Here is a 20,061-nt window from a genome sequence, read left to right as displayed (position 1 = left end):
AAATGTGTACCTCGTGCATCATCCTTATTTTGCTTCCTCCGTCTTCGGTGCTCTCTTCTTTTTAAACTGGAAGATCACTTTTGAAACATCAGGCTGGTTATCTCCCAGTAAAAAGCCAAACGGTTTCAGTGGTTCGATCCTGTCGAACACAACTTTTACAATTGCCGTGATGGGTATCGACAGGAACATACCTGAAACGCCCCACAATGCACCGCCGATCAACACCACAACGATAGAGATCAGCGCGTTGATCTTCACTTTGGAGGCAACGATCTTTGTTACGATGAGGTTGTTGTCGATGAACTGTACCACCAGGTACAGGGCCACCGACCAGATGGCCTGCGAGTTGTTGCCGGTGGCAAGCGCCATCAATACCGGAAGTAATATAGCGATGATACCACCGATGTAGGGGATGAGGTTCAGTATGGCGCCGATGATGCCTATGAGCAACCCGTACTTCACGCCGATGATCATCAACCCGATCGAATTCATTGCGGCCACAAGGATCATTTCGATCAGCAGTCCCATCAGGTAACTCTGTATCAATATCTTGGTTTCAGACAACACCTCAGCAACCAGCGCATGCTCCTTCTTCTTGAAAAGCTCCGCAACAAATTCGAGCAGCAGCGGTTTGTAATAAAGCATCGTGAACATATACACGGGAAGGAGGAACACAATGGCAAGCACGCCGCTTACCGTTCCCAATGCATCGCCGATCATTGAGGGGCCGCGTTCCATGCCGTCTTTTTTGATCTTCAGCACCCATGCATCGATGTTTGCCTGCGGAATGTTGAATTTTGCAGACACCCAGTTGATCGCATCGTTGATCAGCACCGTAAAATGTTCTTTGAACTGCGGCAGCGATTCGGTGAACATGCTCAGTTGCATGCCCAGGAAATACAGGATGCCGAGTATGCTGAGAAAGGCAACGGCGAGCACGATGAGGATAGACAATACCCTGTTCAATCCTTTTCCACAGAAATAGTTTACCGCCGGGTTGAGCAGGATCGCAAAAATGACCGAGAACACGAGCGGCATCAGGATGTCCTGTCCCACGTACAAAATAAAAAAGAACCCGATTATCCCCAGGATGATCTGCGACAGTTTAGAGTACACCGGCAAATTGATAACGCGCGGCGAGCCGGTTGTTGGCATAGTAGTAGATTATGCCTTGGTTATTAAAAAAGTGTACCAGTTCGTTTTTTCCAGGTTCCCGGTTGAACATCAATGGGGAAAAGAAGGGAAAGGCCCGGATCAATGGTTTTGAAAATGCAGATTCGTACATCCTGCTTCCCACTTTATACTTATCGGCGGTTTTGTATTACTTTTGCGCCCGAAAACAGCGCAAATAATGATCAGTGCAAGAAATGTTACCCTGGCGTATGGCAAAAGGGTTTTGTTTGATGAGGTAAACATCAACTTCATAAAAGGGAACTGTTATGGGGTGATCGGTGCGAATGGCGCCGGTAAGTCCACTTTTTTAAAGATCCTGAGCGGCGAGATAGAACCCAACAAGGGAACCGTAGAGATCACACCCGGCGAACGCATGGCCGTTCTGAAACAGAACCAGTTCGAATTCGACAACAGTACCGTTCTCAATACCGTTCTCATGGGCCACAAACGCCTCTGGGAAGTGATGCACGAACGCGACGCCATTTACGCAAAAGCCGATTTTACCGAAGAAGACGGTATGAAAGCCGGCGAACTCGAAGGTGAATTTGGTGAGATGGGCGGTTACGAAGCCGAAAGCAATGCAGGCAGCCTGTTGAGCAGCCTGGGTGTAAATGCCGATATGCACCAGAGCCTCATGAAAGACATTCCAAGCACTTTCAAGGTACGCGTATTGCTGGCACAGGCATTGTTTGGCAATCCCGACATCCTGTTGCTGGATGAGCCCACCAACGGCCTCGATATCGAAACGATCGGCTGGCTCGAGAACTTCCTCGCAGATTATGAGAACATCGTGTTGGTGGTGAGCCACGACCGTCACTTCCTCGATACCATCTGTACACACGTAGCCGATGTGGACCGTGCAAAGATCAAAGTGTTTACAGGTAACTATACGTTCTGGTACGAATCTTCGCAATTGATCAGCCGGCAGATCAACGACCGTAATAAAAAGAACGAGGAAAAGCGCAAGGACCTCCTCGACTTTATCGCCCGTTTCTCTGCGAACGCTTCCAAAAGTAAACAGGCCACTTCCCGGAAGAAGGCCCTGGAAAAACTGGTGATCGAAGAAATTGAACCATCAAACCGTAAATACCCAGGCATCATCTTCCAGCCGCTGCGCGAAGTAGGGAACCAGATCCTGAATGTGGAGAACCTGAGCAAGAGTGTGGATGGGCGGAAACTCTTCGACAAGGTGACGTTCAGCATCAATAAAGGAGAAAAAATTGCGTTTCTGAGCCGCGATCCATTGGCGGTAACGAATTTCTTCGAGGTGATCAACGAAAAATGCAGCCTGATACGGGTAAGTTTGAGTGGGGAACAACCATTACAAAAGCCTATCTGCCACAGGAGAACCAGGAATTTTTTACAGAGGGGCTTAGCCTGATGGATTGGCTGCGCCAGTTTGTGCCGCCGCATGTAACGGATGCAGATGAACCGTTCATCCGTGGGTTCCTGGGAAAAATGCTGTTCAGCGGCGACGATATCCAGAAAAAGACCAATGTATTGAGCGGGGGAGAGAAAGTACGCTGCATGGTGAGCCGTATGATGCTGCAGAACCCCAACCTGATCATCCTCGACCAGCCCACCAACCACCTCGACCTGGAGAGTATCCAGAGTTTCAACGAAGGCTGCCAGACGTTTCCGGGCGTGGTGCTGATCACTTCGCATGACCATACGTTTATGCAAACGGTGGCCAACCGCGTCATCGAGTTAACACCCAAAGGCATCATCGACCGCCTGATGACCTTTGATGAATACATGGAAGACAGCCGCGTAAAAGAGCTACGTGAAGAAATGTATAAATAAGGTATTAATACGCAGTATATAACACAGCCGGTTTTTGACCGGCTTTTGTGTTGTAAATTGGATGCAAAATCAAAGAAATGTCGGTTATTAAATTGCCTTTGTTGTATGTGGGTTCGAAAGGCGAATCGCGGTTGTATACCTTGTTCGACAGCGGTGCCAATCTTTCGTGTATCAGTCCTGAATTTGTTCCGAAACTGGAAAATCCCACCAGCATCGGTATTCCTAAAAAAGTGGCCACGGCCAGTGAAGGGCATTTCATTACCGTTACGGAGCGGGTGATCCTTGATTTTTACATCGATGACATATTGATAAGCGACGAGTTCCTGGTGGTACCAGGGTTGAGTGAGGAGGCGGTGATAGGCGCTACAACCCTTCAGAAATGGCGCATCAAACTGGATTTTGAGCGCGATACGGTTTCGGTTGACCCGCGGGTCATGAAAATGCAGGTTTAAAAAGGAAATTGGGTAATTTCACCGGCCGAAATGTGGATAACCTTCGATTTTGGCAATTGCCAAGCCTTTTTTATACCGGAATGTTAAGAAATTAAATAAAAAAAGCGGTTTTGGTATTGGTATTTTGCTGCATTTCCCTACCTTTGCCTCCCGAAAAAATCGGAAAAAATCAAGCGTCATGGCAAAAGTATGTCAGGTTACAGGTAAAAAGCCAATTGTTGGAAACAGCGTTTCACACTCTAACATTAAGACCAAACGTCGTTTCTTACCAAATTTGCAGAAAAAGCGTTTCTTCTTTGCTGAGGAAGACCGTTGGGTTTCTATTAAAGTTTCTACAGATGCGATCAGGACCATCAACAAGAATGGTTTGGCATCGGTGATCAAGGGACTGAGAGCAGAAGGCGTAAAAATCTAAGTATTCACTAAGCAAACACGTATAAAATGGCAAGGAAAGGTAACAGGGTGCAGGTGATTTTGGAATGTACAGAGCATAAGACCTCAGGTCAGCCCGGTACAAGCCGTTATATCACTACCAAAAACAAGAAAAACACACCTGAGCGTGTGGAGTTAAAGAAGTACAACCCGATTTTGAAAAAAGTAACTGTTCATAAAGAAATTAAATAATCATGGCAAAAGTAGCTTCAAAGAATGCGAAAGTAAAAGACCAGAAGGCTGCATTAGAAGCCAAGAACTGGACCAAAGTAATTAAGGCTGTCCGCAGCCCTAAAACCGGTGCCTATACCTTCAAGGAACAGATCGTTCACAAGGATAAGGTTAAAGATTTCTTGTCAGAGAAATAATTTCGCCATCGCAACATCATTCAAAAAGCTTTCCTCTTTTCATGGAAGGCTTTTTGTATTTAGAGCAGCCCGGATAAAACGGTAAAAGGATCGTTCAGGCAAAGCGCCAACAATATCGACCCCTGTCTGTTAATATTAAAATGCTTTGGCCCACAGCCTTACCTTGCAGCCAAAGCAAAGCTAAAACACCAAACATGAGTTTTCTCGGCAAATTATTCGGTAAACAGGAAAAGGAAAGCCTGGACCAGGGATTGCAAAAAACCAAGGAAGGGTTTTTCTCAAAAATAACCAAGGCCATCGCCGGCAAGAGCACGGTTGATGAAGAAGTGCTCGATAACCTCGAGGAGGCCCTTGTAAGCGCCGATGTGGGTATCGAAACCACCATCCGGATCATCGAACAGATCGAGAAAAGGGTTAAGCAGGATAAATACGTTAATACGGAAGAACTCAACAAGATCCTTCAACAGGAGATCGAAGCGATACTGGTTGACTCTGCAGAAGAATCCTACAAGAACTTTGGCATCCCCGAAGGGAAAAAGCCTTACGTGATCCTGGTGGTAGGTGTAAATGGCGTTGGTAAAACCACAACCATTGGCAAACTCGCCAATAACTATAAAAAAGCGGGAAAAAGCGTTGTGCTTGGCGCCGCAGATACGTTCCGGGCAGCAGCGGTTGACCAGCTTACCATCTGGAGCGAAAGGGTGGGCGTGCCCATCGTAAAACAGGCGATGGGTTCAGACCCGAGTGCCGTTGCTTACGATACGGTTTCAAGCGCCGTAGCAAAGAATGCCGATGTGGTGATCATCGATACCGCCGGCCGTCTTCACAACAAACTCCACCTTATGGATGAACTCGGGAAAATAAAACGCGCCATCCAGAAAGTGGTTCCGCATGCCCCGCACGAAGTAATGCTCGTTCTCGACGGCTCCACCGGGCAAAACGCACTCGAACAGGCCAAACAGTTTACGGCCACCACCGAAGTATCTGCCATCTCCATCACCAAGCTCGATGGCACGGCAAAGGGCGGCGTGGTACTGGCCATCGCCCACCAATTCAAAATCCCTGTGAAATACATCGGAGTAGGCGAGAAGATCGACGACCTCATCATCTTTGATAAGCACGAATTTGTGGACAGCCTGTTCTCACTCAAATAAAAATTGCAGTGAAGACTATGCGCTCCGGCTTTTTTTGATGGCCGGAAGCGCATAGCCTGTAATTGTTCTAGAAGGTATACCTTATACCAACACCTCCCCAGCCACCTTCAAAATAATTGTAACCCACCAGGTTGAACGAGGGCTGCCAGTCGAAGCTAAGGTTGAGCGGTGCGCCCGGGATCTTGTAATCAATACCAATCACGCCGTCAACACCCACCGCAACGCCATCGTTACGGGTTGGATAACGCGTTTTCCATGAATCGCTCCAAACGCCTACGTGTGCGCCACCACCTATATACCATTTGAGTCCCTCTACATTGCCAAGGTTGTTGTGCAGCTCATAGAGGCCGGTAAGGCGGAAGCCGTCTGAAGAAATGTAGCCAAGTCCTTCAAGCGCCACAGACGGTTTGATAAAATGTTTTACGGTAATGGCTGCGGGATAAACTTTTACACCAAGGGCCGTTTTGTAATCGGAGCCGGTGTTCATTTGCTGTGCCTGTACAGCAGAAGCGAGGGAAAACAGTACGATGGTTGCCAATAAGAATCTTTTCATAAGAGTGTTTTTCATTAGGTAGTTAAAACCATGCCAAAACTAAACAAGCAATCTTCAAAGAATAGTTAAGATTGATTTGCGGATGCTTTTGCTTTTTAAATTAGGTTTGTAGCATGCATACGTTTAAAGAACTGGTTGAAGATTTCGGCGCTTACTTCGGGAAGAAACATTTCCCTGCCTCGCCCGCCACTTTATATGAACCCGGTGAGTATTTTTTATCGTGGGGCGGTAAACGCATACGCCCGGTAATGTGCCTGATGGGCAATGAAATGTTCGCTCCCATTGTGGCCGATGCTTACCACATGGCCACAGCCATCGAGCTGTTTCACAATTTCACGTTGATACACGATGATATCATGGATGAGGCCCCGCTGCGCAGGGGAATGGAGACCGTTCACACGAAATACGGCCCCAACACCGCTTTGCTTACCGGTGATGTGATGATGATACAGGCCTATGAGAGCCTTGCAAAGATCAGTGCCCAATACCTTCCGCGCATCCTCACCCTGTTCAACAAAACGGCAAAGGAAGTGTGCGAAGGGCAGCAACTCGATATCGATTTTGAAAAGATGGAAGATGTTTCGCTCGATGCGTACATTGAAATGATCACCCTCAAAACCTCCGTTTTGCTCGCCGCCAGCCTCGAAACCGGTGCCGTTCTTGGCGGCGCCAGCGAAGGCAATTGCCGCCACATCTATGAATTTGGCAAGAACCTGGGCATCGCCTTCCAGGTACAGGACGATTACCTCGATGCCTTTGGCGATCCTGAAAAATTTGGAAAAGAAACCGGGGGCGATATCCGCCAGAACAAAAAAACATTTCTCCTGCTGCAGGCGCTCCAGCAGGCAGATGCCGCGCAAAAACAGGAACTGCAGCAACTGATGCGCGAAAACCCTGCCGATAAGGTTCCGCGTGTACTTGCCATCTTCAGGGCCTGCGGCACAGATGCATGGGCAAACGAACTGAAAGAGAAATACCTCAATACCGCTTTGAAACACCTTGATGATATCGCGGTAATGGCTGTGAGGAAAAAGCCATTGGAAGAACTGGCGGCGTTCCTCATCCAGCGCGACTATTGATCCGTTCGAACCCGCCCGGAAAAGGGGAATACGGTCATTTTGAATTTTAAGTTTTTACTTTTTTTTCTCTTAGCTTTAACCCTGAACGAAACGCACTGCTATGCCCAACGCCCTGTTCCGTACCAAAAAGATTGAAAAGATTTTAGCCGATTCTGCCTTGGCTGATGAGGGCCATTCGTCTGGTTTGAAAAGGGTGCTTACTGTGCGCGACCTTACCTTCTTCGGCATCGCAGCCATCATTGGTGCGGGAAGTTTCAGCAGCCTGGGTGGCGCCGTATTTTCCGGTGGCCCCGGTGTGGTGCTGCTTTTTGTGATCTGCGGTATTGCCTGCGCATTCACCGCGTTTTGCTATTCAGAATTTGCGAGCCGGATACCCGTTGCAGGAAGCGCTTACACCTACGCTTATGCATCCTTTGGCGAATTGTTCGCATGGATCATCGGATGGGCACTCATCATGGAATATTCGATCGGCAATATCTATGTTTCTTTTTCATGGAGCGACTATTTTACCTCGTTCCTCGGAAAGATCAATATACACATCCCCGATTATTTCAGCTGCAGTTACGCTGAGGCCAAAGCAGCGGTTGAAAAACTGGGCTCGTTAACCGCCGAAGCAGAGCGTGCCGACTTCCTCGCCAAAAAAGCCAACGTAGAACTGCTGAACGCATGGAACAGCGCAAGCGTGGTGGGCGGATTGCGCATCATAGCAGACCTGCCCGCATTGCTGATCAACATCCTCATCACCATACTCGTGTTCCGCGGCATCAAGGAAAGCCGCAATTTCAGCAACCTGATGGTGATACTCAAACTTGCTGTAGTGGTATTGGTGATATTGGTGGGAGGGTACATGATCTTTTCAAACGGGCTCACGGCCAACTGGCTGCCCGCGGCAACCGATGGTACAAAATCGTTCATGCCGAACGGTTTTAGCGGGGTAATGGCCGCAGTGAGCGGTGTGTTCTTTGCCTACATCGGTTTTGATGCCGTAAGTGTGCTGGCGGAAGAAAGCAAGAACCCACAGCGGGATCTGCCACGGGGTATGACCTACTCGCTCATCATCTGTACCGTTATTTACATCCTGCTTGCACTGGTTTTAACAGGCGCCGTTTACTACGGCAAATTTGAAAACGTGGGCGATCCGCTCGCTTTTATCTTCGAAGAGCAAAACCTCAACATCGGTTGGATGCAGTTCCTGGTGGCCATCTGCGCGGTGGTTGCCATGACAAGCGTAATGCTTGTTTTCCAGATGGGCCAACCCAGGATCTGGATGAGCATGAGCAGGGACGGGTTGCTGCCGCCCGTATTTCAAACCATACACAAAAAGTTCAAAACGCCTTCGTTCTCCACGGTAGTAACGGGTATCGTGGTGGGTGTGCCGATCCTTTTTACCGATAAGGATTTCGTGCTCGATTTTACCAGCATCGCAACGCTGTTTGCGTTCGTACTCGTTTGCGGCGGCGTATTGCTCATCCCGAAAAGAGAAAAAGAACCGGGCAAGTTTCACATGCCGTACATCAACGGCAAATACATTTTTCCATTGCTGCTGGTGGCGGTGGTGGCGCTGCTCGCATTGCTTTCCAGAAATTATTTTACCGACCTGTTCAATTTTGATTTTTCAGGAGACAAAGACTATGTGTCTGGCAAGATCAGTTTCATGGATGCGGCAACGCCTAAAATATCCCTCATCATTTTCTGGATCTCGTGCATCGCTATAGCGGTGGCGGCATTTATTAAAAACTATTCGCTCATCCCGCTGATGGGGCTTTCTACCTGCCTGTACCTGCTTACCGGTATGACAAAAAGCAACTGGGCCTGGTTTCTCGCCTGGCTTGCCATTGGGCTGGTGCTTTACCTGTGCTACGGCATCCGCAAAAGCAAACTCGCCTCGGCGCCGGCTGCGGGATAATCAACGGCAACGTTCGGTTTTCTTCGTAATTTTGTGTGATGAAGTACCAGGTAGGCGATGAAATAATTGTCCTTCACAGCAACGAAGAAGGCAGGGTAGTGGAGATCATGAACGACAAAATGGTGATGATAGAAGTGCGTGGTGTGAAATTTCCCGCTTACATGGACCAGATCGATTTCCCTTATTTCCTGCGTTTCTCAAAGAAAAAAGTGGTGGAGGAGAAGAAGCCGGAGCACAGGGTTTACATCGATCAACTCCCCAAAGAAAAACCCAAACCCAACGAGATCAAAGTAGCGGATGGCGTGTGGTTGTCGTTCGTGCCTAAATTCTCACTCGACGATTTTAACGATGAGGTAGTTGATCTTTTAAAGATCCACCTCGTAAACAAAACACCGCAGGCACTGAAATTTACCTATCTCCAGCAGTTTGCCGGCAGAACCGATTTTGAACTGGTGAATGAAGTGGCCGCTTTCCACGATTTTTACCTGCACGATATCCCGTTTGAATCGGTAAACGATGCGCCTTCATTTTCATTCGATTTTTCACTGTCGGATCCCGACAAAAAGAAAGCGCCGCATTTTGAAGCATCGCTGAAACTCAAGCCCCGGCAGGTTTTCAGGCGCATTGAAGAGATGAAGGATAACAATGAGCCAACGATCTCGTACCAGTTGTTCACCGAATATCCGGATAAAACACACGAACCTTATTTTGAACTCGGTTCACTGGCGGCAAAAGGATATAAAATTTACGATGCTTCCAAAGCACGCCAGCATCTTGAGCCCGCACGTACGGTGGTGGATCTTCACATCGAGAAATTATCCAACAACTGGGAGCGTATGAGCAACCTGGAGATACTTGCACAACAGCTCAGCGAATTCAACAAATGGTACGATCTTGCCGTTGCGCACAAACAACCTTCGCTCATCGTTATACACGGCGTGGGCACGGGAAAACTGAAAGACGAGATCCACGACATCCTCAAAACAAAAAGGGAAGTGAAAACTTTTATCAACCAGTACGACCCAAGATTTGGGTACGGTGCAACGGAGATCCTGTTTAACGTGTAGCCCAACCCACAGCAAACAAAACAAGCCACCCGTGGCATAAGGATTGCATTCATAGCCCAAAATACCGTTATGAAAAAAGCGATCATTCTTTTCCTCAGCCTATTTATGATAATAGGCGCCACAGATGCACAACTCAGGAAAGTGCCTTCTGTTGTAACCAATGCATTTTCGGCACAATACCCAACTGCCACCAACCTTACGTGGAAAGACAACCTTACCAATTTTGAGGCGCAGTTCGATCTTTCGGGCAACCACACCGTTGCCAAATTCAAAAGCACCGGTGAGTGGATCGAAACGCAGAAGGACCTTACTTTCGATGGGCTCAGCGCCGCGGTGAGGGACGGGTTCAACAAAAGCAAATACAACGATTGGCCAAAGGAAGAGATAAAAGAAATTTCTTCAAAAGGCAAAGGCACCAACTACCGGATTTACGTGCGCAAGGCAGACCTTAACAAACGCTACCTGTTCTTCAACACACAGGGCGTTCTGATCAGGGATGCGATCACTTTGTAGTTGAAGGGTTTGGATAACGGCACAAACCATTTAGCCTTCCCGGTAATTAACTACCTTTGTTCCACTACAACCCGAGCTATCGCTCCGTTTACGGGGAGGAAAGTCCGGACAGCGCAGGGCGGCCCACCGGTTAAGCGCCGGCTCCCGGCAGCAATGCAGGGAAGAGAAAGTGCCACAGAAAATAACTACCCTCCACAGTAATGTGAAGGGAAAAGGTGAAAATGTGAGGTAAAAGCTCACGGTCTTCCGCAGTAATGCGGAACACGGGTAAACCTTGGGTGCTGTAATGCCACGTATAGGATCGTTCGAGAGCGGCCCGCTCAAGCGCCTGGCTTCGGCCGGGACACGGTTCAGGGTAGGCAGCAAGATCGCGCCAGTAATGGCGCGGCCAGATAAATGATAGTTTAGAAACAGAATCCGGCTTACGAGGCTGTAGTTTAATTAGTAATTAGTAATTAGAAATTACTAATTACTAATTATTATTTAATGTTGCATTATGACACAAGAACAGATCAAAATTATAAGGGACCGCGTACTTGTCCTGAGGAGGTTTCTTTGACGTCGAGAACCGCACATACAAAGTAGAGACGGATCGGCAACTTTCTCTTTCGCCGGGCTTCTGGGACGACAATTCCCGGGCTACGGCCATCATGAAAGACATCAAGGTTAATGAATACTGGCTGAAACTCTATAAGCAGCTGGATACGGCTGTGGAAGACTTTGCCGTGTTGTTTGATTTCTGGAAATCGGGCGATGCAACCGAGGAAGAAGTGAAAGCGGCTTACGACAATGCCTTGCAGCAGATCGAAGACGCAGAGTTCAAAAGCACGCTCAATAAGCCGGAAGACGAACTGCCCGCAGTATTGCAGATCAATCCCGGCGCGGGTGGCACAGAGAGCCAGGACTGGGCCGAAATGCTGTTGCGCATGTACAGGATGTACGGCGAAAAACAGGGCTGGAAAGTTACCGAGATCGATTACCAGGAAGGCGATGGCGCCGGTATCAAGAGTGCAACACTGCAGTTCGACGGCGATTTCGCTTACGGATTTCTGAAAGCCGAAAGCGGTGTGCACAGGCTGGTGCGTATTTCGCCATTCGACAGCAATGCAAGACGGCACACATCGTTTGCGTCGGTCTATGTGTACCCGCTTATCGATGACAGCATAGAGATCAATGTGAACCCCGGCGATCTTGAATGGGCGTTTTACAGGAGTGGTGGCAGCGGCGGTCAAAACGTGAACAAGGTGGAAACCGCTGTACGACTCAAACACATTCCCAGCGGTTTTATCGTGGAGTGCCAGCAGGCAAGAACACAGGGAGAAAACCGCGAGCTCGCATTAAAAATGCTGAAGAGCCGGTTGTACGAAGAAGAAATGCGCAAGAAACAGGAGGCGCTCAATGCAAGCAATGCCAACAAGAAAAAGATAGAGTGGGGAAGCCAGATCCGAAGCTATGTTTTCCATCCCTATAAAATGATCAAGGACCACCGCACAGACTACGAAGTAGGCAACGTCGGCCCCGTGATGGACGGAGAACTGGAAGGATTTATCAAAGCCTATTTAATGATGGAAAAAGAACAAAATCAGTAATAAGGTATAGAAGCATAGAACACAAATTCCTAATTTCTAATTACTAATTCCTAATTAAAAACCCGTATTCCCGCTATTTATCCATTCTCTCAGCTGTTGACTGTTATATATCTCACTAGGCTTCTTTTTGCAACGGGCAACAATGTTTCTTCCATCGGGAAATTAAGATCTGTTTCAACTGCGTATACGGCCGGGTTGGGTAAGTCAGAACGGTTTTTGATGAGTTGCGCCTTGATGTTGTGGTAAGAATTTACAATGCTGCGCTGCCACACATCTACGAATTCTGTTTTGATGGCGCGGTATTTTTCGTCGTGCTTCTCAAAGATACTCAGGCGGTATTGGTAAACCCAGGTGTTCCTGCACTTGCCCTCGCACAGGAAAAAATAACCTTCGTTGTGGTCAAGCGGCATGATACCGATCGGTTCTATGTTGATGCGGTTCTCAACAAACTCGTAGATCTCTGTACCGTTCTTAATGGTATCGCGCATGGAAGAAGAGGCGTAGTTGATGATGTCTTCCAGCTCCTGCATCAATGCATCATCCTCAACCAGCGATTCGTAAAGCAACTGTAATTTCTCGATCTGTATGCCGGTGAGTTTTTTGGGAAACTGCTCCTGCAAATATTTTTTGTTTTCGCGGAACGCGACCAGGTTGTTGTAATGAAAAATGATGTCGGCAAACTGCGGGTACAATTCATTCCTCGAAAAATGCCTGCTGATCTCCTGCAGGTAGGCGAGAAGCGTATATTTTTTCAACTCAAAATCAATATACCCATCGGCGAACCAGGTTTGTGATAAGCTTTTCATATCGATCTGTTTGGTTAACTGAATTTAACCATTAGACCGGAAAAATAAATGAGCTGTTTACTAACAGAGTGTGAAAAAGATAGATCGTTTGCAGAAGAGAAGCACGGTGGTCTTTAGTCCAATGCACTCGGGTGCCGTTCCCTTCCGCTTTTGAATTCGTTGAAGGAAAAAAAGACATTGGCCTGGAAAAAGTTCTTGTAGGTGTAGGCATGCGCTATGGATTGATCAAAACGATGCACAAATCCTGTGAGCAGCGTAACCTTTTCGTTGCACTGGTAACCGATGCCCGCGAAGATCCTGTTCTGTTCAAAATAAGGCCCCTCTCCGGCGAGGAATACTTCGTTGTACAAACTGGCGTACCAGGTTTTGCTTTTTACTTCTTTGTTGTTGATCGGTACAACCGCATTCAACCGGTACCTGAAGCGGTTGCGGTACCCGAGGTTGGAAGTGAAGCGCTGTTCTACGCGGTAGCGGTGCTCCAGTTTAACGCGGCCGATGTTGTTGTTCAGCACCAGCTGCTCCCAGATACGGAACTCATCGCTCGCAACGGGTTGCTTGAAATCGCCATCGGGCTGAAAGGTTTTGTAATGCCCCATGGCAAACAACAGCGACAATACCTTCGGAAAATTATACCCGATGCCCGCTTTATATTCGTAATAATGAAAATCGTGAACCACCTGCTGCGAGCGCAACTGCGCCTCGGCCATTACGTTCCATTTTTTGTTGAACGTGTATTTGCCGCTCACCACGTTCCATGTTCCGAGCCCGTCTGTTTGGGCGGCAGCAGCATTGGTTATAAATAAAGCCATCAAAAAGATGGCTTTACGGAAAAATATATTTTGCTTCATAATCAGCTCATAAAAGGCCATGCCCCATTTACCATTTACTGTTCACCGCAATCAGAGATAATGGAACCATTGTTTGTTCGCATCCCATTTTTCAAATTCCCTTGCCACTTCTGAGAGGAACCCGGCGCCGATGCTGCCGTCTACAATACGGTGGTCGTAGCTCAGCGAAAGGTACATCATGTGCCTGATACCGATCGTGTCGCCATCAGGCGATTCAATCACCACTGCGCGTTTTTTGATCGCGCCAACGGCGAGTATTGCCACCTGGGGCTGGTTGATGATCGGCGTACCCATGAGGCTGCCGAATGTACCAACGTTGGTTAACGTAAATGTTCCGCCCTGCGTATCATCCGCTTTCAGGCGATTGTTGCGCGCGGCATCTGCGAGGTTGTTCACTGCCTTGCTCAATCCTACTATGTTGAGCTGGTCTGCGCCTTTGATCACCGGAACGATCAGGTTGCCTGTTGGCAGGGCCGTTGCCATCCCGATGTTGATGTCTTTTTTCAGGATGATGTTGTCACCATCCAGCGAGCAATTGATCAATGGGAAACGTTTGATCACATTCACGATACACTCCACAAACATGGGCGTGAACGTGAGTTTGGTGCCTTCCCTGCGCTCAAATTCATCTTTCACTTTCTTGCGCCATTGAACCATATGGGTCACATCGGCCTCGGCAAAACTGGTTACATGCGGGCTCGTCTGCACGCTGTTTACCATATGCTTCGCGATGAGTTTGCGCATCCTGTCCATCTCAACAATCTCCGTTGCACCCGATACCATCACTTCCGAAGGATCGGAGAACTTGCCCGAATACGAAACCGGCGTATAACTGCTGGTAACAATGGGCGATGATGCGGCAGGTTTATTTTCCTGTGGCACGCTGATCACTGTTGCAGGTGCAGCAGCCGGTTTTTCGGTAACCGGTTGTGGCGCATGAACAGGAACATTGCCTGCTTTTTTATCTGATACGTATTGGAGGATGTCTTTTTTCGTAACGCGCCCTTCATTGCCCGTACCCGGGATCCTTTCGAGTTCACTCAAAGGAATGCTTTCGCTGTTGGCGATGTTGAGTACAAGCGGCGAATAAAAACGGTTAACGATCGGCTTACCTGGAAGTTCCGCCGCAGGTTTTTCTGCCGCCGGTGTGAAAGGAACTTCCGGTTCTGCATAATAGGCCTCTGCAACAACGGTTGGACTGTCAAAAGACGGCGCCGAAGTATTGCTGGTTTCCTGTATGGTTTCTTCCGGTACGGGTTCAGCAGCAGGCGGGGCCGTTTTTGCTTCTGCGCCATTGCCCGAGCTGATGCGCGCGATGACCGTACCAATGGGCACCACATCGTTCACATTAAAAAGAATCTCGGTGATCACTCCCTCGGCGGTTGAAGGAACCTCGCTGTCAACCTTATCCGTTGCGATATCCAATACGGTCTCGTCCTGTTTTACAGGATCGCCCACATTCTTATGCCATTTAAGGATCGTGGCCTCCATGATACTCTCGCCCAGTTTGGGCATCACCAGTTCAGCAATTGCCATACTATCGTGCTGTTTTAATTGGTATTCGGTTTGTTTCTTTCAAAGGATAACAGTGCTGCAAATGTATCGGTTGCCTGCGAAATACGAACACCTGTTAGCGATTTTCATTAATAAAGATACGTAAAAGGTTCAGCGCGTGGTAGCTTGTCATCTCAATGTTTCTCGCCCTGTTGTAACTGAGCCTGAATTCCCTCGTTACCACCCGGCCTTTCCCGGCCACGGCCATCCAGACAAGTCCGACCGGCTTTTCCGCCGAACCGCCTCCAGGCCCCATGATCCCGCTTACCGCAACAGCATAATCGGTGTTCATGATCTTACGCACAGATTCGGCCATCTGTATCACGGTTTCTTCGCTCACCGCGCCAACCGATGCCAGGGTTTCTTCCTTTACGCCCAGCACGTTTTGCTTTACCTCGTTATCATAACTTACCACGGTGCCTTTGTAATAAGCCGATGAACCCGCATTGGCCGTGATCATCCGGGCAATGTTGCCGCCGGTGCAGCTTTCCGCGGTGCACAACGTTTCGTTTTTCTCCTGCAGCAGTTTTGCGACCAGGAGCTCCATGGTGATGTCTTCGTCTGCAACAAGAAATTCCTTCACCTTCTCCTTGAACAATTGAAACCGCTCCTCTATTTCTTTTTTCAGCCCGTTTTTGTCAAAACCAAAGCCCGTCAACCGCAACCGTACAATACCGTAATTGGGCAGGTAGGCCAGTTTGATGTGCGGGGGAAGGGCTTCTTCAAGCTCCTGCACACGATCGGCAAGGAACGATTCGCCGATGCCGTAGGTGAGAAGCGTTCTGTGTTCGATAAAACCCGTATCGAACAACTGTGGTATCAGCGGAATGAATTGGTTCTCCATGATCCATTTCATCTCGTGCGGCACACCGGGCAACGAAACATAAACAACGCCGTCTTTCCTGAACATCATTCCCGGCGCGGTACCGCGTTCGTTTTTCAGAACGGTGCACACATCCGGTACTTCTGCCTGTTTCATGTTACGCTCCGTAAAGGGGCGGTTGAGGCGTGCAAATATTTTCTGTACATGGTCAAGTGTGGGTTGGTCCACAACCATTCTTCCGCCAAAATAGTCGCAGAGCAATGGTTTGGTGATGTCGTCTGCCGTGGGGCCGAGTCCGCCGGTGATGATGACCAATGATGCGGCCCTGCTTTCTTCATCCAGCGCCTGCCATATATCGTCACGTACATCGCCCACGGCCACACGGTGTTTGAGGCTGATGCCGTTTTTGTTCAGCTCCTGTGCGATCCATGCACTGTTCGTATCTACTACCTGGCCAATCAACAGTTCATCGCCTATCGTAATAATGGATGCAAAAACTTTTTCCATCGAACCGAATTTGCATGCAAGGTAAATACGTTTGCCGATATCTGCCATCGAAAGAACGCCGCTTCAGAACGGCCTTGTTTTTGTTATCTTTCTTTAAATTTTTTTTATGTTACGCAGATGGATCGCGGCTGTTGTTTTTCTGTTCTCTTTTTCCGGCGGATCAGCGCAGCCTGCACTGGAACCGCAGCAGGTCTCACTGGCCAATGGCAAAACTTTCCGTCTCTACATACCGAAAGGATACCATGTTTCCGTTGCGGCCAATGTTGCAAACAGGCTGCGGTTCCTGGCGAAGAGCCCGGATGGACAACTGTTCGCCACGGATATGTACAACCGGGGCGATAATAAAAAAGGGAAGGTCTATCTCTTCGAGAACTGGGACGACAAGACCAAACAATTCACAACACAGACCGTGTTTGCAGAAAACCTGCACAACCCGAACCAGGTAATGTTTTACACCGACGGGGGCGTACATTATATCTACATCGCAGAAACCGGAAAACTCAGCAGGTTTGAGTACCGCGCCGGTGATAAAAAGCTGAGGGGCGCAGCACAGGTACTTGCCCGGTTTCCCGATTACGGACTGGATTATAAATACGGAGGCTGGCACCTTACCAGGAGCCTCGCGCAGCACAACGGGAAAATATACGTGAGTGTAGGAAGCAGTTGCAATGCGTGCATTGAAAAAGAAGAAGTGCGTGCGACCATTGTTGAGATGAATCCCGATGGAACCGGCCGGAGAACGTTTGCAACCGGCGTACGCAATGCGGTTGGCATCAAATGGTTGGGCAACCAGTTCTGGGCCACTTTCATGGGCAGGGATCTCCTGGGGCCGGATAAGCCGGAAGATCTTTTTGGTACGGTATATACGGGCAGGTTTTACGGGTGGCCCTATTACTTCCAGTACAAAGAGAAAATATACCCGGACAAGGCAATGATGGATTCTGCGAAGACAAACCACATCGCTGTTCCGCCACCGCCGCCCGTTGCCTGGGTGGGTTTCAGCGCGCATACGGCACCCCTGGGTTTCGACAGGTTCGACGGGTTCAACGACCCGTTGCTGAAAGATAAGTTCGTTGTGGCCCTGCATGGTTCCACAACCGTATCGAGGCACCGTGGCAACAGCGTGGTCGTGGTCACGGGTAAAAATAAATACGTAGAAATAGTATCCGGTTTTTTAACTGGAAACAATGAAAACGACAGGCATGGAAGGCCCTGTGATGTGATGATGAACGACCGCAATTCGTTCTTTGTAACAGACGATAAAAACGGCATCCTGTATTATATCTGGAAGTGATTATCTTTCAAAAAAAAAACGGGTGCCACCTGTTGTTTGTTTTTCGTGAACCGGATTTTGCGCAAAGCAGTGCCCGACTGTTACGGATCCGCATCAATAACCGGGTTAAATACATTCTATGAAGATAAAATTCCTGTTTGTTCCATTGCTGTTTTCATCCCTGTTGCATGCACAGACCGTGCAGGAACGTTTGGCCCGTGCTGTAGACAAACTGCAGCAGGATCCCCAGCTCAGGCATGCCATACTCGGCATTGCTGTTGTTAAAACAGAGACCGGTGAAAAAGTATTTGAACTGAATGCGCAAACAGGGCTTGCGCCCGCGAGCTGCCAGAAAACAATTACCAGTGCGGCAGCATTGGAGTTGCTCGGACCGGCATACCGGTACACCACAACCATCGGTTACAATGGAGCGATCACCAACGGATCGCTGAAAGGAAACCTCGTACTCTCCGGCAGCGGCGACCCAACACTGGGTAGCTGGCGCTACGATTCAACACGCAACGACCAGCAACTGGCGCGGCTCATCGGTTTTGTAAAAGCCAGGGGCATTACAAAGATCGAGGGCTCGCTCATCGGTTACAACAAATGGGAAACAGAGACCATCCCGGGTGGCTGGATCTGGGACGACATGGGGAATTATTACGGATCCGGAACAACATCGCTCAACTGGCACGAGAACCAGTATGACCTGGTGCTTCGTTCGGGAGCCAACATCGGCGATAAAGTGTCGATCGCAGAAACACGTCCCCGTTTGTATGAAGTGAACTTGCAGAGCGAGGTAAAAGCCGCGGCAAAAGGCACCGGCGACAATGCAAACATCTATCTTTCTCCTTATTCTTTTACCGGCGTTGTACGCGGAACGATCCCGGTTGATGAGAAAGCATTCGTTATCTCCGGTTCCTTTCCCGACCCCGCACTGCAATGTGTGGCAACGCTCGAGAGCAAACTCGATTCAGCGGGGATGAAGCCGCTCGATTTCGCTGCTTCCAACAAAGAAATACCCGCTTTTGAAACACTCGGCACCTTGTATTCACCAGCGCTCGACAGCATCAATTATTTCTTCATGAAAAAAAGCGTGAATTTTTACGGGGAAACATTTGTAAAAACGATCGCGTTTGAAAAAGCGGGGGTCGGCTCAACAGACAAAGGCCTTGCCCTCATCAAGGAATTCTGGAAAGACAAAGGCATTGACCCCGCGGCCCTCCACATGCTCGATGGGAGCGGGCTCTCTCCACAAAACCGCGTTACGGTTGATGCGTTGGTAAAAGTGCTTCAATATGCGAAAACACGCCCATGGTTCAATTATTATTACGACGCACTTCCGCTATACAACCAGATGAAACTGAAAAGCGGAACCATCGGCGGCGCAAAGAGCTTTGCGGGATACCATACCGCAAAGGACGGAACCGGGTATACGGTGGCGATCATCGTAAATAATTTTGATGGGAGCGCAGGGGAGGTAGTAAAGAAAATGTTTTTGGTGCTGGATGAGTTGAAGTAAATTTTCTTAAACCCCGGTTCACACCTCCGATGCGCAATGTAAACCGGGGGTAAAAACGCCCGTTATACAAAATAGCTTGTTAATTTTTCCCGCAATGCCTCCGGCATCCTGCTCTTTTTTCCTGTGGCGCTGTCCATAAAATAAAGCGTCACTTTGCCTGTCGTCAACAACTTGTTGTTCTCATTATATACCTCCTGGAAAAAGCTGACCTCGTGGTCGTCGGGCAGTTCTTTCAGGATCGTTTTTACACTGATGAGGTCGTCGTACCGTGCCGGCCGTAAAAACCGCGCTTCCATGGCTACAACCGGCATGTGTACGCCCATCTGTTCCATCTCTTTGTAAGTGAAACCAAGATCGCGGATACACTCCGTACGGCCCACTTCGAAATATTCTGCGTAGTTGCCGTAGTAGACAATATTCATCTGGTCGGTATCGGCGTACCTGACCCTTATTTTGGTGATGTGTTCGTACATAGTTATCCTGATTTGTTAACAAACTTACGCCGCTTATCTGTTTTTCCACAAAACACGGAATGAAGTTTGCTTACACAGCGCGAATGGTAACTTTAAAATGTGTTTTCGCTTTTCGTTAAGAAAACAACTGAAATCTTTTTCTGAATATTCCGTTTTAAAGCCATCC

21 protein-coding genes and 1 other RNA gene are annotated in these 20,061 nt (G+C 48.6%); 15 read left to right on the top strand and 7 right to left on the bottom strand.

The window, feature by feature from the left end; translation table 11 throughout:
• Positions 1–24 precede the first annotated feature (24 nt).
• Complete coding sequence (locus GWC95_RS10075; RefSeq protein ID WP_161818576.1) at positions 25–1,155, bottom strand: AI-2E family transporter; 1,131 nt, start codon at positions 1,153–1,155, stop codon at positions 25–27.
• Positions 1,156–1,351: 196 nt separating this feature from the next.
• Here GWC95_RS10075 and GWC95_RS10070 point away from each other — a divergent pair, with 196 nt between their 5' ends.
• The 7 genes from GWC95_RS10070 to ftsY all read left to right on the top strand — a co-directional run bounded on the left by GWC95_RS10070 (position 1,352) and on the right by ftsY (position 5,382).
• Positions 1,352–2,554 carry an ABC-F family ATP-binding cassette domain-containing protein gene (locus GWC95_RS10070; protein WP_237722123.1) on the top strand — a complete coding sequence of 401 codons (1,203 nt, stop codon included), beginning with the start codon at positions 1,352–1,354 and terminating at the stop codon, positions 2,552–2,554.
• The gene (locus GWC95_RS20105) at positions 2,455–2,976 is read left to right on the top strand and encodes an ATP-binding cassette domain-containing protein (RefSeq protein ID WP_237722122.1); all 522 of its coding nucleotides are present in this window, start codon (positions 2,455–2,457) and stop codon (positions 2,974–2,976) included. Before GWC95_RS10070 ends, GWC95_RS20105 begins: the two co-directional genes overlap by 100 nt.
• Positions 2,977–3,053: 77 nt before the next feature.
• The gene (locus GWC95_RS10065) at positions 3,054–3,428 is read left to right on the top strand and encodes a retropepsin-like aspartic protease (RefSeq protein WP_161818575.1); all 375 of its coding nucleotides are present in this window, start codon (positions 3,054–3,056) and stop codon (positions 3,426–3,428) included.
• A 49-nt stretch (positions 3,429–3,477) separates the two neighbouring features.
• On the top strand, positions 3,478–3,843 hold the full coding sequence (gene rpmB, locus GWC95_RS20100; RefSeq protein ID WP_449421092.1) for a 50S ribosomal protein L28: 366 nt from the start codon (positions 3,478–3,480) through the stop codon (positions 3,841–3,843).
• Between the two features lie 26 nt (positions 3,844–3,869).
• Positions 3,870–4,052 carry a 50S ribosomal protein L33 gene (gene rpmG / locus GWC95_RS10055; protein ID WP_161818574.1) on the top strand — a complete coding sequence of 61 codons (183 nt, stop codon included), beginning with the start codon at positions 3,870–3,872 and terminating at the stop codon, positions 4,050–4,052.
• A 2-nt stretch (positions 4,053–4,054) separates the two neighbouring features.
• Positions 4,055–4,228 (top strand): DUF4295 domain-containing protein, encoded by a 174-nt coding sequence (locus GWC95_RS10050; RefSeq protein ID WP_161818573.1) that lies wholly within the window; start codon positions 4,055–4,057, stop codon positions 4,226–4,228.
• A gap of 194 nt (positions 4,229–4,422) precedes the next feature.
• Entirely contained in the window at positions 4,423–5,382 is a 960-nt protein-coding gene (gene ftsY / locus GWC95_RS10045; protein ID WP_161818572.1) for a signal recognition particle-docking protein FtsY, read from the top strand.
• A gap of 67 nt (positions 5,383–5,449) precedes the next feature.
• On the opposite strand, the gene GWC95_RS10040 is transcribed toward ftsY, so the two are convergent.
• The gene (locus tag GWC95_RS10040; protein ID WP_161818571.1) at positions 5,450–5,935 is read right to left on the bottom strand and encodes a hypothetical protein; all 486 of its coding nucleotides are present in this window, start codon (positions 5,933–5,935) and stop codon (positions 5,450–5,452) included.
• 113 nt (positions 5,936–6,048) lie between these two features.
• On the opposite strand from GWC95_RS10040, the gene GWC95_RS10035 reads away from it, so the two are divergent.
• From GWC95_RS10035 to prfB, 6 genes are all read left to right on the top strand, one after another.
• Positions 6,049–7,014, top strand: coding sequence for a polyprenyl synthetase family protein (locus tag GWC95_RS10035; RefSeq protein WP_161818570.1), 966 nt, complete (start codon positions 6,049–6,051; stop codon positions 7,012–7,014).
• A gap of 100 nt (positions 7,015–7,114) precedes the next feature.
• Entirely contained in the window at positions 7,115–8,920 is a 1,806-nt protein-coding gene (locus tag GWC95_RS10030) for an amino acid permease (protein WP_161818569.1), read from the top strand.
• Between the two features lie 38 nt (positions 8,921–8,958).
• Positions 8,959–9,987, top strand: coding sequence for a Smr/MutS family protein (locus GWC95_RS10025; RefSeq protein WP_161818568.1), 1,029 nt, complete (start codon positions 8,959–8,961; stop codon positions 9,985–9,987).
• A gap of 69 nt (positions 9,988–10,056) precedes the next feature.
• Positions 10,057–10,500: a PepSY-like domain-containing protein gene (locus tag GWC95_RS10020; protein ID WP_161818567.1), complete on the top strand. Its 444-nt coding sequence runs from the start codon at positions 10,057–10,059 to the stop codon at positions 10,498–10,500.
• Positions 10,501–10,563: 63 nt separating this feature from the next.
• Positions 10,564–10,941: RNase P RNA component class A (gene rnpB, locus GWC95_RS10015), an RNA gene on the top strand.
• 55 nt (positions 10,942–10,996) lie between these two features.
• Positions 10,997–12,089, top strand: a protein-coding gene (gene prfB, locus GWC95_RS10010) for a peptide chain release factor 2 (RefSeq protein WP_202630257.1) whose coding sequence is annotated in 2 segments (ribosomal slippage) — positions 10,997–11,056 and positions 11,058–12,089 — 1,092 coding nt in all. Because the reading frame shifts where the segments join, the coding sequence is not laid out codon by codon here.
• 89 nt (positions 12,090–12,178) lie between these two features.
• Here the strand turns inward: prfB and GWC95_RS10005 are convergent.
• The 4 genes from GWC95_RS10005 to GWC95_RS09990 all read right to left on the bottom strand — a co-directional run bounded on the left by GWC95_RS10005 (position 12,179) and on the right by GWC95_RS09990 (position 16,627).
• Positions 12,179–12,895: a hypothetical protein gene (locus GWC95_RS10005; protein ID WP_161818565.1), complete on the bottom strand. Its 717-nt coding sequence runs from the start codon at positions 12,893–12,895 to the stop codon at positions 12,179–12,181.
• Positions 12,896–13,008: 113 nt separating this feature from the next.
• Positions 13,009–13,704 carry a DUF2490 domain-containing protein gene (locus tag GWC95_RS10000; RefSeq protein ID WP_161818564.1) on the bottom strand — a complete coding sequence of 232 codons (696 nt, stop codon included), beginning with the start codon at positions 13,702–13,704 and terminating at the stop codon, positions 13,009–13,011.
• Between the two features lie 90 nt (positions 13,705–13,794).
• The gene (locus GWC95_RS09995) at positions 13,795–15,279 is read right to left on the bottom strand and encodes a dihydrolipoamide acetyltransferase family protein (protein WP_161818563.1); all 1,485 of its coding nucleotides are present in this window, start codon (positions 15,277–15,279) and stop codon (positions 13,795–13,797) included.
• Between the two features lie 94 nt (positions 15,280–15,373).
• Entirely contained in the window at positions 15,374–16,627 is a 1,254-nt protein-coding gene (locus tag GWC95_RS09990; RefSeq protein ID WP_161818562.1) for a competence/damage-inducible protein A, read from the bottom strand.
• Positions 16,628–16,733: 106 nt separating this feature from the next.
• On the opposite strand from GWC95_RS09990, the gene GWC95_RS09985 reads away from it, so the two are divergent.
• Together GWC95_RS09985 and dacB are read left to right on the top strand one after the other, a co-directional pair.
• On the top strand, positions 16,734–17,921 hold the full coding sequence (locus tag GWC95_RS09985; protein ID WP_161818561.1) for a PQQ-dependent sugar dehydrogenase: 1,188 nt from the start codon (positions 16,734–16,736) through the stop codon (positions 17,919–17,921).
• A 118-nt stretch (positions 17,922–18,039) separates the two neighbouring features.
• Positions 18,040–19,422, top strand: a complete 1,383-nt coding sequence (dacB, locus tag GWC95_RS09980) for a D-alanyl-D-alanine carboxypeptidase/D-alanyl-D-alanine endopeptidase (RefSeq protein WP_161818560.1) — start codon at positions 18,040–18,042, stop codon at positions 19,420–19,422.
• 62 nt (positions 19,423–19,484) lie between these two features.
• Here the strand turns inward: dacB and GWC95_RS09975 are convergent, their stop codons facing one another.
• The gene (locus GWC95_RS09975; protein ID WP_161818559.1) at positions 19,485–19,895 is read right to left on the bottom strand and encodes an acyl-CoA thioesterase; all 411 of its coding nucleotides are present in this window, start codon (positions 19,893–19,895) and stop codon (positions 19,485–19,487) included.
• Between the last annotated feature and the right edge of the window lie 166 nt (positions 19,896–20,061).

This window comes from Sediminibacterium roseum (assembly GCF_009939005.1).
GTDB lineage: Bacteria > Bacteroidota > Bacteroidia > Chitinophagales > Chitinophagaceae > Sediminibacterium > Sediminibacterium roseum.
The sequence above is the reverse complement of the archived record's forward strand: the minus strand, read 5'-3'. Positions and strand labels throughout refer to the sequence as shown.